The following is a 14,246-nucleotide window of genomic DNA, read 5'->3' on the forward strand; positions in this document are numbered from 1 at the left end:
CAATCAGATCCGCTGACCCATGCCTCCTTCGCTCAACGGGCTGCTGGCCTTGCTAGCGCTTCAATCAATTTCAGCAAAAATTGTTGATGTTTTGAATTTGATTTGTCAAAATTGTGTCCTGAAGATACATTGCCAAACCTTGGCGCGACTTTCGCGGACGCCGGGTGGCTTTTATCAAAGAAGGAGTCATGAGCGAAATGCGCGCTAGCTGGTCGTCATGACAGCACCGTGCGCTGGTCGTGGACGACCGTCTCGAAGGTCAGCGATGCTGCAAATGCTGCTCGACATGCATGGCTACTTGGTAAAGGTCGCACATTCGGGGGCCTTGGGGCCGGCCACACTGCTGCGCCGGACGCGCGCGGCGGCCTCTCGCCATCAACCTGGAACGACTTTTCATGCAATGGGTAAAACTGATAGCTCCAACGATCCGACTGGCCGCCGGTGCTGCCCTTGCTCTGGCTGCATTTGGACCTCGGCTGCTTCGAGAGAAGCGATCTGCAAGCCCGGGTGACACAGCCGCTGAGCGGCGTCTGGACCTGGCAAACCGGCTTGAAGCCTTCAAACATGTCATCGAGTCGGCCGGCATCGGTACCTTTTTCTGGGACCTGACCCAGGATACGGTGCGCTGGTCGGAACACCATTACGCGATTTTCGGCTGGCCGGCGGGAATCCCCGTGACGCATACCATGTTCCGTCAGCGGGTCCATCCTGATGATCTGGCAAATGTCGATGCCGCCGTGAACGCGGCCCTCTCCAGCGGCGCGGACTACTCGGTGCGCTTTCGCATCTGCCTCGACGATGGAGCGGTCCGCTACGTACGTGGCAGTGGCCGTGTCGAGCTCGGCGCCGACGGTCGTCCGTCCGGCATCAACGGGGCCGTCGTCGACGTCACCGAGGCCACCCAGGCGCAGAACGCCATACGCCAGCGCGAACATGACCTGGCGATCATCGCGATGCACCTGCCGGACATCATCAGCCGCTTCGACCGCGAATACCGCTGCGTGTTCATGTCTTCCCGCGTGGAAGCCTTGACCGGAAAACCAGCCGAATTTTATATTGGCAAGAAATACACGGAATTCGGGATGTCTTCCGCGCTGGCGACGCGCTGGGGCGCGGTACTCGACAATGTACTGCGCAATGGCAAGGGCCGCGAATTCGATTTCAGCCATACCGACCCGGACGGCAACGAGCGCTTCTTCATTGCCCGCTGCTTGCCTTCGTTCGACCTGGAAGGCCGGGTAGAATCGGTGCTGGCCGTCTCCAGCGACCATACCGAACGCGAACGCGGCGTACGCCAGGTGCGCGAAGACGGTGCGGCACTGCAGCGCGCGGACCATCGCAAGAACGAATACCTGGCGACGCTTGCCCACGAATTACGCGGCCCGCTCGCGCCGATCGCGTCGGCGGCCCAGCTGATCCGTTTTTCCAACGACCGCCTGGTGCGCAACAAGGCGCGCGAGGTGATCGAACGGCAAGTCACGCAACTGTCCAAACTGGTCAACGATTTGATGGAGGTGGGGCGCATCAGCTCGGGCAAGCTGGAGATCGAAAGAAAGCCGGTCGCGCTGCGTCAAGTCATCGAGCAGGCGATCGAAAGCACGCAGCCCCTGCTTGACGCCAAAAACCAGACGCTCACCTGCGCCATGCCCTCGTCGCCCGTCTGGCTCGATGGCGACGCATTGCGGCTGATCCAGATCTTCAGCAATCTGCTGACCAACGCATCGAAGTACTCTCCGGCAGGCTCGGCCGTGTCGATCGATACCCGCGTCGATGGAGACTCGGTGAGCTTGCGCGTATGCGACGAAGGCATTGGCCTGTCCGCGTCGTCGGTCGACGATATCTTCGACCTGTTTGTCCAGGTGCATGCGACGGGTGTGCATGCGCAAGGGGGATTGGGAATTGGCCTGAGCCTCGTGAAGCAATTGGTGGAACTGCACGGGGGCAGGGTAAGCGTGTCGAGCGAAGGCGTGAACAAGGGAAGTTGCTTCACAGTTGTATTGCCTTGTGTGGAGCACGCCGAGCCGGCCCTGGACACGCTGCCGTCCGGCCAGGAGTCGCCTTCGCGGCCGCTGACCGTGCTGGTCGTCGACGACAATATCGATGGCGCCACGACGCTTGCCTTGCTGCTCCAAGCCCTGGGCCATCAGGCAGTGCTGGCCTTTAACGGTCTCGACGCGGTGGCGCTGGCAGCCGGGCGCCACTTCGACATGGCTTTCCTCGACCTCGGCTTGCCCGATATCAGCGGCGTGCAGGTAGCATTGCGTATTCGTAACACGCCAAGCGGTCGCAAGCTGCCGCTGATCGCGCTGACCGGGCTGGGGCGGGATGAGGACCGCTACCTGACGCGTGCCGCGCAATTCGACGAGCACGTGACCAAGCCCTTGCATATCGACGACCTGATGCGCATTATCCAACGCACCACAGCCGGGCTCGGGACACAGTGACCGGGCGGTGACGGCGTCGCGTGCGCAGGTCCGGCAGTCTGTTGCCTGATCCGGCGGTGAGGTGGCACGGTTTTGGCTGGACCTGCCGTCCGCAACAAGGCCGGTGGTGCGCACGACATTTTCGCCATGGATTCGTCACACCCCGCCGTGGTTTTCCTTTCCTTCCCCCAAAAATTTGCTTTTCATTAATCAATTGTTCCGTAATAATCGGTCAGGTATTTGATACCTCAAGTTTCATCATTCGGTCCGCCTCCACCAGGCACAACACTTACAACGATATCGAGACCCGTCTGAACCCCATGAAGCTCTCCGACCTGAAAATCGCAACCCGCCTGTACCTCGGCTACGGCATCCTGATCGGCATCACCGGCATCGTGGTCGCCATTGCCTATGCCAACTTCACCGCACTCGGCAAGGCCGACGAAGCCAACGCGCGCAGCCATGCCATCCTGGCCGAAGCCGATGCGGCGCTGCTGGCGCTGGTGGACATCGAGACCGGCCAGCGCGGTTTCGCGCTGACCGGCGCGCAAGCCGCGCTCGAACCCTACAGCGCCGGCAAGCAGGCCTTCCAGCAGCACCTCGACAAGGCCTTGCAGCTGACCGCCGGCAACGACGCCCAGCAAGGCCGCCTGCGGGCGCTGGCGCAGCAACAGCGCGACTGGCTGGCCCAGGCCGTCGATCCGGCCATCGCCCTGCGCCGCGACGCCGTCGACACCGACCTGGGCGCGGTGATCGCGCACGAGCAGGCCGGCAAGGGCAAGGCCGCCATGGAGGCCATGCGCGGCACGATCGGGCAGCTGCGCCGCACCGAAACCGAAGAACTGGCGCAGCACGCGGCGGAGATCGCCGGACTGCAGTCGGCCATGCGGCGCACCCTCGTCGGCGGCGGCCTGATCGGCGCCATCCTGGCGGTGTTCATGGCTTATCAACTGGGGCGCAACATCAGCATTCCGCTGCGCCGCGCGGTGGCGCTGGCGCGCAGCGTGGCGCAGGGCGACCTGACCCGTGAGGTCAAGGTCCGCACCAACGACGAAGCCGGCGAGCTGATGGCCGCACTGAAGGACATGAACGCTTCCCTGGTGGCCATCGTGTCGAAGGTGCGCGCCGGCACCGGCGCCATCGCGACCGCCGCGCACGAGATCTCGGCCGGCAACCAGGATCTGTCGAGCCGTACCGAGCAGCAGGCCGGCTCGCTGGAGGAAACCGCCTCGTCGATGGAAGAGCTGACCGTGATCGTCAAGCAGAATGCCGACAATGCGCGCCAGGCCAAGCAGATGGCCGCGAGCGCCGCCGACACCGCCGCCCGCGGCGGCCAGGTGGTGGCCGAGGTGGTGACGACGATGGGCTCGATCAACGAGGCCTCGCGCAAGATCGCCGACATCATCACCGTCATCGACGGCATCGCTTTCCAGACCAATATCCTGGCCTTGAACGCCGCCGTGGAGGCGGCGCGCGCGGGCGAGCAGGGCCGCGGCTTCGCGGTCGTGGCGGGCGAGGTGCGCAACCTGGCGCAGCGCTCCGCGGCGGCGGCCAGGGAAATCAAGGAACTGATCGGCGACTCGGTGTCGCGCGTGGAAACCGGTTCGCGCCTCGTGGACCAGGCCGGCGGCACGATGGACGAGGTGGTGGCCAGCGTCAAGCGCGTGTCCGACATCATCGGCGAGATCGCCGCCGCCAGTGACGAGCAGCGCGAGGGCATCGAGCAGGTCAACGGTGCGATCGTCCAGATGGACCGGGTGACGCAGCAGAATGCGGCGCTGGTCGAGCAGGCCACGGCGGCCGCCGAAGCGATGCGCGAGCAGGCCGGCGGGCTGGCGCAACTGGTGGATACCTTCCAGCTGGCCAAGCCATCCGGCGCCGCGCCGCAGGCCGCCGCGCAAGCCCTGCCGCGTCCGCCGGCACGCCCGGCGCTGCCGCGTGGCCGCCAGCCGGCCCGCCCACAAGCCCGGCCGCCGGCGCCGGCGCCCGCGGAGGCGACCGACGCGGCCGAGGTGGAATGAGGCGAAGCTGCCGGCTTTGGCTCGTCTTCGAAGAATACGCGCGGCCCTAACCGACGGTGTCCCAGTCGCACCGTTGCCCGGACCGCGCATCTGGCGGCGCAAATGAAAAGGCGCTGTTACCTTTATCTATTGATGCCCCCGATTGCGATGCGTAAGAACTGTTCCGCAGCAATTGCCCGCGCGCCGTCGAGCGCCCGGTGCCAACCCAAGTAATTCGGCAGGTAGCGCGATGCCACGCCGCGAAAGCGGGCCAGCCAGTCGCGTAGACGCTGATGGAAGGCGTTCACATTCTGTACGTGGAGGGCGTTGCCAGCGTCACGGCGCACCCGCACGCCGGCGCGCAGGTTGACCGCCTGGTGGGCGATCCCATGTTTGCGTGAGAACGCCCGGTAGGCGGCATTGGCGTCGCTGACCAGGAGTGCTTGCCGGTCGAGCCTGGGCAGCAGGTAGCGTTCCAGGTGCACCGCCCTCAAGGCCCCGCGCCCGACCAGCGCGCCGATGGTCTGCCTGCCGCGGTCACGCGCGACCAGGATGCAGTCGAGCTCGCTCGAGATGCCGCGTTTGCGCGCCGCGCCGCCACGCTTCCTCGGCGCCCGGTCCAGCTTGCGCGCGCCCTTTTGCGATTCCAGGATGAACATTTCATCGGCCTCGACGATGCCGCTCAGTTGTTGCGGCAAGTCGTGCTTGACCCGGTCGACGAAGCGGTGGCGCCAGCGAAACGCGGTGTTGCGGTGCACGCCGACATCAAGGGCGGCGCGGCGCACCGATTTGGCCCCGATCAATGCGTCCAGGTAGTCGAGCCATTTTTCGCGCAGCCGCAGCCGCGCAAAAGGCGTGCCGCTCAGGTCGTTGAAGCTGCGGCCGCATTCCCGGCAGCGGTAGCGCTGCAGGCCATTGGCATGGCCGTGCCGGTAGCAGCGCGTGCAGGCGCAGCGCGGACACGCGCGTTGGGGTGCGCGGATCTGCTCGATGAGGGCGACGGTCCGGTCCAGCCCTGCGGCCGGATGCAATGCCGCCAGTGTTTGTTGGCGCTGCGCCCCGTTCAGCGCGGGCAGCCGCGCGAACCATTTCTTGAAGCTGGGTGTTTTCACGGCCGCTTCCTGTCGATGGAGACAGGTGTTCGACCAGGGAGATGCTCAGCAGTTCAGGGCTCATCCATAGTTAACGCTGACAGAGCCAATGAAAAAACCGCGGCATGACCGCGGTTTTTCTGGTTGTGCGCGACGCGCCGGACAGGTCTTATTCCTGCCATTCCTGCAGTGCGCGGATGGCGGCTTCGCCGTTGCGGATCGCCTTTACGCGGCGCACGATCTCGTTGCGCCAGGCTTCGTCGGCATCCTCGTCGACATCGACGTCCTGCAGCAGAAGGCGGACCAGGGCGTGCTTGTCCGCTTCGCTCAGCGTCTGGATCTGTTCTGCGATCTCGGAAACCAGGTTCGACATGATGCTCCTTCCGGCTAATATTTCGCAAATATTACCTGCAGTTCTATGGGTTGTCGACAGGAACCATGTTGTCCGCGGGTTTTCGATCGATTAATTTGTTATCGGGGTCGATACCGGCCCGTGCCGGACGTGCATTCACCACCAGCGTGACGGTCTGGCTGGCCTGGTCGACCAGGCGCCGTTCGCGTGCCAGCGGATTGCCGTTGCGGTCATCGGCGCCGAACTCGATGTAGTCCCTGAGCGGCGCCGGCTGCTCGTCGCCCAGTTCGCCGGCGCGCACCTTGCCCGCATGCGCCTTGATCGTCACCTCGAACTTGCCGTCCTTGCGCTGGCGGACGGTGGCGCTGTCGGCGCGGTTTTCGTACAGGACGATGTGCTCGAACAGGTCGTCGATCAGGTAGGCCTTGTCGGGCGGCGTCACGGCGCGCAGCGCATCCACCAGCGCCAGCACGGTCGGGTAGGGCGCGCCCTTGAACGCATGCTTCTCGAGCAGGCCGCGCAGCACGCCGTTGACGGTGTCTTCTCCCAGCAGGTCGGCCAGCAGGTACAGCGCCAGGCTGCCCTTGCGGTAGTGGACGTAGTCCTGGTTCTCGTTCTGGGCCAGCGGCAGCTCCTTGCGGCGTTCGGTGGCGCGGCCCATCAGGTAGGCGTCGAGGTTGTAGCGCAGGAAGCGGCGCATCTTCTGTCCGCCGGCTGCGCGCTTCATCACCATCAGCGCGGTGTACTCGGACAGGCTTTCCGACAGCACGGTAGCGCCGCGCGTGTTGGCGCCCACCAGCTGGTGACCCCACCACTGGTGCGCGGTCTCGTGGGCGCTGACGTAGAACGGGTAATCGATGTCCTTCGGCGAATCCTCGTCGATGCGGGCGATGAAGCCCATGCTTTCCGAGAACGGGATGGTGCCGGGAAAAGCCTGCGCATAGCTGGCGTAGCGCGGGAACTCGACGATGCGCAGTTCGCGGAAAGGGTAGGGGCCGAAGCGGCGCGCAGCGTACTCCAGGCCGGCCTGGGCGCCGCGGATCATGCGCTCGACGTTGGCTTCGTGGCCCGGATGGTAGAACACGTCGATGGTCACGTCCTGCCAGCGGTCGTGCCGCACCTCGTAGCGCGCCGACTGGATCGCATAGAAGTTCAGGATCGGCCTGTCCATCCGGTAGTGGAAGTAGCGGCGGCCCTTGTCGATCCATTCCTTTTCGAGGGTGCCGGGCGCGATCGCGATCTGGTCGGGAGAGGTAGCGAGCACGGCGTCGAAGCCGATCCAGCCGGCGTCCACGCCCAGGCTGTGGTTGGCGCGCGCGGCCTGGTCGTCGCGCGCCGCCATCGGGTCTTTCGGCGCGAGGCCGCGCCGCTTGCGGTCGCGCTCGTCCGTCAGCTCCACGGCCGGCTGGTAGCCGATGCGCGGCATGACCTCGTTGGTAAAGAAGGTCCCGTTCCGGATCACCGGGGTCTCGCTTCCCAGGTCCAGCAGGCCGCCCGGCGCATACCCGACGCGGAACCGGAAGTCCATGCGCGCACCCGGCTGCAAGGGCTGGGCCAGGCGGTAGTGATAGAAACCGTGCTCGGGATCGGCCAGCACCAGGCGCGCCGGCAGCGAGAAGCGCGTGGCCAGCGCGGCGCCGCGCTGCTGGTACAGGACGATGTCCTGGACCGGGACCGTGTTGCGGTTGAGCAGCTCGTATACGCCGTTCACGCTCAGCGAGCGCGTCTCGGGCCGCAGGTCGGCCTCCAGGTGCACGTCGACGATGCGCGGCTGCGGCAGCTTCGCGTAGCGGCGGTAGCGCAGTTCGTATTCGGCGCGCAGGCTTTCCTGCCGGGCGCTGGTCCGGTAGCCACCCGCGTCCAGTTCATAGGCCAGCAGCGCGCCGGTGCCGGCGAACACCAGCAGGCCCGCGCCGAAGCCGGCCAGCACTGGCCTGGACAGGTTGCGGCGCGCCAGGCGCAGGCGCTCGCGCCAGCCGTCGTCGACCCCGCGCGCCCACAGCACGCGCGCCGCCACCATCAGCATCAGGGCCAGGCCGCTCCAGTACAGCTGGAACAGGTGCTCGCGCAGCAAGTAGTGGCCGAAGCCGTTCATCGCCGAGTAGGTGAAGGGCGGGGTGCTGCCGTACACCAGCATCGGGTGGTCGAGGCCGACGCCCTGCGCGGTGGCGGTCACCAGGTACACGGCGATCAGGATGAAATAGGCCAGGTAGCGGTTGTTGACGATCACCTGCACCGCGACCGCCGCCACCGCCAGCAGCGCATACTGCGGCAGCAGCACGGTGAACAGGAAGCGCAGGTACAGGCCCGGCTCGAGGACGAACCAGCCCTTGAACAGCTGGATCAGCATGCCCACCACCATCGCCATCGCCAGCAGCAGGGCCTGCAGGCCGACCAGGGCCAGGGTCTTGCCGACCAGGGGCAGCCAGGTCGGCGCCGGCATGGCATCGAGCATCTGGGCCATGCGCGCCTCGCGTTCGCGCCACACCATCTCGCCGGCGAACAGGGTGGTCACCACCAGCATGTACAGCGCGAACACCTCGCGGATCAGGTCCAGCACCATGTAGGTGACCGGATAGGTATTGGTGCCGTAGATCGCGCCGAGGTCGAGCGCGCTGGCGGCCAGGATCAGGACGCCGGCGATCGCCAGCGCCAGGAAGTACACGTTCTTGCTCGATTCGCGCAGGTTGTACCAGACCGACTTCCCCAGCAGCAGGCCCAGGCTGCGGCGCGCGAAGTCCGGTGCTTCGCGGGTGTCGACGGCGGCGCGGGACAGTTGCGGCGACGGTGGCGCGGGCGTGGCAGGGATGTCGCCCGGCTGCTGGCCCTTCTTGTGGCGCGGGTCGACGTTGTCGCTGGTGTGGAAGCGCCAGTAGCCGAGCAGCAGGACCACCAGCCCGAATCCCAGCCAGACCAGGCGGTTCACCAGGTACACGCCTTCCAGCGTGACGAGGCGCGTGTTGCGCTCGGCGATCGGCCAGTATTCTGTGAGGCGGATCAGGGCAGTGGTGCCGAAGGGGTCGATCAGCGCGGCCAGGGTCTTGTAGTCGAGGTCGCGCGCCAGCGAAGGCGCGACGATGTAGCCGATCATCATGACGATGCTGGCCACGTAGACCGGCAGCATGCGGCGCGACAGCGCCGCCAGCACGAAGAACAGGGAGCCGAAGATGAAGGTATTCGGCAGCAGCGTCAGCAGGTAAGGCAGCAGGTAGCTGGACAAGCCGTTCGGACCGAGGCGGTCGGGGTCGATGCCGGGGATGAAGCTGCCCAGCCAGGCGCCCAGCACGATGCTCGACAGGATGATCGCCAGGGTGACGAAGGCGCCCAGGAAGCGTCCCAGTACGTAGTCGGCCTTGCGAATCGGCGCACTGAAGAAGAAGTGCTGCATCTCGTATTCGAAGTCCTGCTGCACCGAGCGGCCCATGACGGCGGCCACCACCACCACGCCGAAGCAGCCGAGGAAGGCGGTGGTGAGCGCGATCTGGCGCGGCCCGTTGATCAGGACCCGGCCACCGAAGCTGACGATCGCATCGCGGAAGGCGCCGCCTGCCGCGGCCATCCACAGCATCGCCAGCGCCAGGAACATGCCGAAGTAGATCCAGGTGGACAGCAGCCGCAGCCGCTGCCGCGCCTCGAAGCCGGCGATGGCGAACAATGGGGAGATCATCGCTTGGCACGCATTCGTTAACAACTTCCCGCCGTGGGGTTATAGAGCGATTTGCCGGCGATGGTGGCGAAGTAGACGTCTTCCAGGCTGGCGCGGGCCGGCTCGAAGCCGTCGCCCGGATCGGTCTCGGAATACACGTGGATCAGGGTGCGGCCGGTGAGCAGGCGGGTGGAGATGACGTGGTGGCGCTTCTGGAACACCGGCAGTTCCTGCTTGGTGACGAAGCGCGCCCAGATGTAGTCCTCGATCTCGTAGGTCAGGTCTTGCGGGTCGCCGCACAGCAGCACATGGCCCTTGTTGATGATGGCCATGTTGGCGCACAGGTCGGCTACGTCGGACACGATGTGGGTGGACAGGATCACGGTCTTGTCCTGGCCGATCTCGGACAGCAGGTTGTGGAAGCGCACGCGCTCCTGCGGGTCGAGGCCGGCGGTGGGTTCGTCGACGATGATCAGGCGCGGGTCGCCCAGCAGGGCCTGGGCGATGCCGAAGCGCTGGCGCATGCCGCCCGAGAAGCCGCCGAGGCGCTGGTTGCGCACTTCCCAGAGGTTGGTCTGCTGGAGCAGGCCGTCGACCACCTCGCGCCGGCGGTGCTTGTGCGACAGGCCCTTGAGCTGGGCGAAATGGTCGAGCAGTTCGTAAGCGGTCACTTTCGGGTAGACGCCGAAATCCTGGGGCAGGTAGCCGAGCATGCGGCGCACCTCGTCCTTTTCGTCGAGGACGTCGATGTCGTCCAGGAAGACCGAACCCGAATCGCATTCCTGCAAGGTGGCGAGGATCCGCATCAGCGTCGATTTGCCGGCGCCGTTCGGACCGAGCAGGCCGAACATCCCGGACGGGATGGTCAGCGTGACACGGTCGAGCGCGACCACGCCATTGGCGTAGGTCTTCGACAAATTGCGGATTTTCAATTCCATACCATGTCCCCAAGCGTGCATATAAACCTTTTTCAACACTTGCATTGTATTAAATTGTCCTGGAGTTTGTGGGTACTCTGCGACACACGGAAGGTTTGGCGGCCCAGACTGCATAATCGGCGGACCGGGCGGTGACGGTATGCACCAATAGTTTCCGCATATAAACATGGCGCCACAGGCACATTCGGCCTGGAAACATGGATAATGGGGGCATGAACAAGGCCATCCAGGACAAGTTGCTGGCGCTGATGCGCGAGGGGCGTGATCGTACCGAGTCGACCGACTGGTTCCGGGTCGCGCTGGGCCTGTATTACCTGGCGGCGCTGATGACCGAAGAGGCGATCGATTTCAAGAAGGTCGACCGCGGCTTCAACCGCTTCATCTATCACACGCTGGGCAAGGGCCACACCATTACCAGCGTGCTGCAGTACATGAGCGGCGCCAGGGTCATGCCCACCGTCGGGTGCGCGCGTTTCATGGACGCGTTCCGGCGCCACTGCCCGGAAGTGCCGCCCGCATCGATTCCCTTCCTGCTCGAGCTGAACCTGGGGGTGGCGAAGAACATCTCGGGGCTGGAGGCGGAGGGCCCGCTGGCCGACTGGATCGCCCGCAGCAAGGCCGAGCTGGAAGCGGGAGCGCCAGGCGCCCAAGGCCCGGCACAAGGCCTATAATGATGTTTTCGAATATCGCATCGACAACTTTATGAGTGCATACCGTTCCAACTCTTCCCTCGACAGCCTGATCGCCGGTTTCGACAAGGCCCTGCGCGTGGTGGGCGGCGTGGCATCGTCGTCGCGCCCGAATCCCGGCCTGCACGCCACCGACTGCGAGCTGAGCGAGGACGAGCGCCGCCATAGCGCCGGCCTGATGCGCGTCAACCACGTCGGCGAGGTGTGTGCGCAGGCGCTGTACGATTCGCAGGCGCGCTTCGGCAAGAGCCCGGCGATCCGCAAGCAGTTCGAAAAGTCGGCGCGCGAGGAAGAAGACCACCTGGCGTGGACCGCCGAGCGCCTGTCCGACCTGGGTTCGCAGCCGAGCCTGCTCAATCCGCTGTGGTATGCCGGTTCCTATGTGCTGGGCAGCATTGCCGCCAAGCTGGGCGACCCGCACAGCCTGGGCTTCGTGGTCGAGACCGAGCGCCAGGTCGAGGCGCACCTGAACCGGCACCTGGAGGAGCTGCCGCCGCAGGACGCCAAGTCGCGCGCCATCGTCGACCAGATGCGGGTCGATGAAATCGCGCACGGCGCGGCGGCGCAGGCGCTGGGGGCGGCCGACACGCCCGTGCCGGTCAAGCTGCTGATGACGGCGATGTCGAAGGTGATGACCACCACCGCATACCACATCTGACGCCGCATCCGGCGCCCCGGGGATCAGACTTCGACAATCTCCACCGTGTGCGTGATCTCGGCCGTCTTGGCCAACATGATCGAGGCGGAGCAATACTTTTCGTGCGACAGGCTGACGGCGCGCTCGACGGCCGCCGGCTTCAGATTGCGGCCGGTGACCGTGAAGTGGAAGTTAATCTTGGTGAACACCTTGGGTTCGGTCTCCGCGCGCTCGGCCTGCAGCGTCACGTCGCAGCCGCGCACGTCCTCGCGCCCGCGCTTGAGGATCAGCACCACATCGTAGGCGGTGCAGCCGCCGGTGCCGACCAGCACCATCTCCATCGGGCGCGGCGCCAGGTTATGGCCGCCGCCATCCGGTGCGCCGTCCATCGTCACCATGTGGCCGCTGCCGGTCTCGGCACGGAAACTCATGCCCGACGGGCCGTTCCAGCTGACTTTCACTTCCATTGCTTTTTCTCCGCTGAGGATTGACTGCGGAACATTGTAAGGCAGACGGGGACGCCGTGTAACGGCGTCCCTGGATGAGAAGGCCTAGACGGCCAGCACGTAGCGCTCGCTCTTCATGCGCCAGCTGGAGAAGGCGATGATCAGGACGGCCGGGATGGCCGCGCACAGGAAGGTCATCAGGTAGGGCAGGGCGCCCAGGCTGCCGGCCTTCGACATTTCGGTGACCAGGGTCTGGTTCGACAGCATCGGCACCATGTACATCCAGTCCGCGGTCTTGAGGTCCATGAAGGAGACCACGAAACCGGGGATGATCGGCACGATCAGCACGATGCTGATCATGGTCTGCGCTTCCTTGAAGGTCTTGGAATTCATCGCCAGCGCAATGTGCAGCGCACCGCCCAGCAGTGCGAGCGGCACCGTCACCAGGCAGACCAGCATCAGTTCGCCCCAGCCCAGGCTCCAGGACATGCCGAGCTCCTCCAGCGGCAGCCAGCGCAGGATCATGTGCGCCAGCATCAGTTCGAGGGTAACGCCGACGATGCCCAGCGTGCTCGCGGCCAGCCACTTGCCGCATACCAGTTCCCAGGTCTTGGCCGGCTGCGCCATCAGCACTTCGAGCGAGCGGCGCTCGCGTTCGCCGGCGGTGCTGTCGACCGCCGCCGACATGCTCAGCATGAAGGCCGGGAAGAACAGGATGCCGATGATGCTGCCGATCAGGGCGGCCGAACGCGAGGCGTTGGTGCCGGTGTCGTAGCGCTGCACCTGGATCGGCGACAGCGCCACCGGCGACACGCCGTGCGCCAGCAGGCGCGCACCGGCGATGTTGGCGCCATAGGCCTCCAGCACGTCTTCCACGTCCCTGCGCTGGCGGTCGCGGTCCGAGGCCGAGTCGTACCAGATCTCGACCCGCGCCGGGCGCATCGCGTAGTAGTTCTCGGTGAAGTCGTCCGGCAGGCGCAGCACCGCAACCGCCTTCTTGGCGCGCAGCAGTTCGCCGATCGCGTCCTCGTCCATCGGCGCGGTGTCCTGGACCGTGATGTTCTTCTGGCCCAGCTGCGACATCAGGGTCGGCGCCTTGGCGCCCCCGATCACCGCCAGCTCGATGCCCTCGCGCTCGGTCTTGGTGCTCTTCTCGATCCCCTGGTGCAGCATGAGGCCGATCATGGCGGGGTACAGCAGCGTGAACATGGCGAGCATGCCGAGCGAGCGCTTGTCGCGCAGCGTCTCGCGCAGCTCTTTCCAGTAGATGACCCACATCTTGGTTTTCATGCGATTCCTTCCTCGGTGCCGACCAGGCTGACGAAGGCGTCTTCCAGGTTGGCGATGCCGGTGCGCCGGCACAATTCTTCGGGCGAGCCCTGGGCCACGGTATGGCCGCCGGCGATCACGATCACGTCCTCGCACAGGGCGGTCACTTCCTGCATCACGTGGGTCGCCATGATCACGCAGCAGCCGTCCGCGCGCAGGGCGTTCAGGGCGGTGCGCAGCGCGCGCGTGCTCATCACGTCCAGGCCGCGGCTCGGTTCGTCGAGCAGCAGGTGGCGCGGGCGGTGCAGCAGGGTGCGCGCCAGCGCCACCTTGATGCGCTGGCCCTGCGAAAAGCCCTTGGTGCGGCGATGCAGGATCTCTTCCATGCCCAGCAGCTCGGACACCTCCCCGATGCGCTGGTCGAGCGCGGCGCGGTTCATGCCGTTCAGTTCGCCGAAGTAGACCAGGTATTCGCGGGTGCTGAGGCGCTCGTACAGCCCGAACTGGTCGGTCAGGAAGCCGATATTGCGGCGCACTTCCATCGGGTCCTTTTCCGGATCGACGCCGTCGATCGCGATGCTGCCGTGGTCGCGCTTGAGCAGGCCGACCAGGGTGCGCAGCAGGGTGGTCTTGCCGGCGCCGTTGGGGCCGAGCAGGGCCGTGATCTGGCCGTCGCGGGCGGTAAAACTGACGCCGCCCAGCGCCTGGACGGCGCCGAACTTCTTGCGTACATCGTGGACTTCAATCATGTTCTG

The 14,246-nt window shown here is 65.6% G+C and carries 11 protein-coding genes; 4 read left to right on the plus strand and 7 right to left on the minus strand.

Translation table 11 applies throughout. The features are described 5' to 3' along the window. Positions 1-395: 395 nt before the first annotated feature. Both IM543_05025 and IM543_05030 read left to right on the plus strand, forming a co-directional pair. On the plus strand, positions 396-2,444 hold the full coding sequence (locus tag IM543_05025) for a PAS domain-containing protein (protein QOY95235.1): 2,049 nt from the start codon (positions 396-398) through the stop codon (positions 2,442-2,444). A 299-nt stretch (positions 2,445-2,743) separates the two neighbouring features. Beyond that, positions 2,744-4,444, plus strand: a complete 1,701-nt coding sequence (locus tag IM543_05030) for a CHASE3 domain-containing protein (GenBank protein ID QOY95236.1) — start codon at positions 2,744-2,746, stop codon at positions 4,442-4,444. Between the two features lie 122 nt (positions 4,445-4,566). Here IM543_05030 and IM543_05035 read toward each other — a convergent pair whose 3' ends face one another. The 4 genes from IM543_05035 to IM543_05050 all read right to left on the minus strand — a co-directional run bounded on the left by IM543_05035 (position 4,567) and on the right by IM543_05050 (position 10,450). Continuing rightward, on the minus strand, positions 4,567-5,535 hold the full coding sequence (locus tag IM543_05035; GenBank protein ID QOY95237.1) for an IS1595 family transposase: 969 nt from the start codon (positions 5,533-5,535) through the stop codon (positions 4,567-4,569). Positions 5,536-5,683: 148 nt separating this feature from the next. After that, a complete protein-coding gene (locus tag IM543_05040; protein QOY95238.1) occupies positions 5,684-5,887 on the minus strand; it encodes an addiction module protein in 204 nt (67 codons plus the stop codon). Between the two features lie 43 nt (positions 5,888-5,930). After that, complete coding sequence (locus IM543_05045) at positions 5,931-9,521, minus strand: hypothetical protein (protein ID QOY96527.1); 3,591 nt, start codon at positions 9,519-9,521, stop codon at positions 5,931-5,933. Positions 9,522-9,550: 29 nt separating this feature from the next. Beyond that, entirely contained in the window at positions 9,551-10,450 is a 900-nt protein-coding gene (locus IM543_05050) for an ABC transporter ATP-binding protein (protein QOY95239.1), read from the minus strand. A 212-nt stretch (positions 10,451-10,662) separates the two neighbouring features. On the opposite strand from IM543_05050, the gene IM543_05055 reads away from it, so the two are divergent. Together IM543_05055 and coq7 are read left to right on the plus strand one after the other, a co-directional pair. Next, on the plus strand, positions 10,663-11,121 hold the full coding sequence (locus IM543_05055) for a hypothetical protein (GenBank protein QOY95240.1): 459 nt from the start codon (positions 10,663-10,665) through the stop codon (positions 11,119-11,121). Positions 11,122-11,152: 31 nt separating this feature from the next. Then, positions 11,153-11,797, plus strand: coding sequence for a 2-polyprenyl-3-methyl-6-methoxy-1,4-benzoquinone monooxygenase (coq7, locus tag IM543_05060; protein ID QOY95241.1), 645 nt, complete (start codon positions 11,153-11,155; stop codon positions 11,795-11,797). A gap of 23 nt (positions 11,798-11,820) precedes the next feature. Here the strand turns inward: coq7 and IM543_05065 are convergent, their stop codons facing one another. The 3 genes from IM543_05065 to IM543_05075 form a co-directional block, all read right to left on the minus strand. After that, positions 11,821-12,243, minus strand: coding sequence for an OsmC family protein (locus IM543_05065; protein ID QOY95242.1), 423 nt, complete (start codon positions 12,241-12,243; stop codon positions 11,821-11,823). An 84-nt stretch (positions 12,244-12,327) separates the two neighbouring features. Continuing rightward, the gene (locus tag IM543_05070) at positions 12,328-13,512 is read right to left on the minus strand and encodes an ABC transporter permease (GenBank protein QOY95243.1); all 1,185 of its coding nucleotides are present in this window, start codon (positions 13,510-13,512) and stop codon (positions 12,328-12,330) included. Beyond that, positions 13,509-14,240 (minus strand): ATP-binding cassette domain-containing protein, encoded by a 732-nt coding sequence (locus tag IM543_05075; protein QOY95244.1) that lies wholly within the window; start codon positions 14,238-14,240, stop codon positions 13,509-13,511. The genes IM543_05070 and IM543_05075 overlap by 4 nt, the downstream gene beginning before the upstream one ends. Between the last annotated feature and the right edge of the window lie 6 nt (positions 14,241-14,246).

Origin of the sequence: Massilia sp. UMI-21 (genome assembly GCA_015277795.1) — a bacterium.
Taxonomy (GTDB): Bacteria; Pseudomonadota; Gammaproteobacteria; order Burkholderiales; family Burkholderiaceae_D; genus Telluria.

Bases quoted from the DNA above. Each gene is read 5' to 3' on its own strand.
- IM543_05055 (QOY95240.1), top strand. From the start codon at position 10,663: ATGAACAAGGCCATCCAGGACAAGTTGCTGGCGCTGATGCGCGAGGGG.
- IM543_05050 (QOY95239.1), bottom strand. From the start codon at position 10,450: ATGGAATTGAAAATCCGCAATTTGTCGAAGACCTACGCCAATGGCGTG.
- coq7 (QOY95241.1), top strand. From the start codon at position 11,153: ATGAGTGCATACCGTTCCAACTCTTCCCTCGACAGCCTGATCGCCGGT.
- IM543_05075 (QOY95244.1), bottom strand. From the start codon at position 14,240: ATGATTGAAGTCCACGATGTACGCAAGAAGTTCGGCGCCGTCCAGGCG.
- IM543_05070 (QOY95243.1), bottom strand. From the start codon at position 13,512: ATGAAAACCAAGATGTGGGTCATCTACTGGAAAGAGCTGCGCGAGACG.
- IM543_05025 (QOY95235.1), top strand. From the start codon at position 396: ATGCAATGGGTAAAACTGATAGCTCCAACGATCCGACTGGCCGCCGGT.
- IM543_05040 (QOY95238.1), bottom strand. From the start codon at position 5,887: ATGTCGAACCTGGTTTCCGAGATCGCAGAACAGATCCAGACGCTGAGC.
- IM543_05065 (QOY95242.1), bottom strand. From the start codon at position 12,243: ATGGAAGTGAAAGTCAGCTGGAACGGCCCGTCGGGCATGAGTTTCCGT.
- IM543_05030 (QOY95236.1), top strand. From the start codon at position 2,744: ATGAAGCTCTCCGACCTGAAAATCGCAACCCGCCTGTACCTCGGCTAC.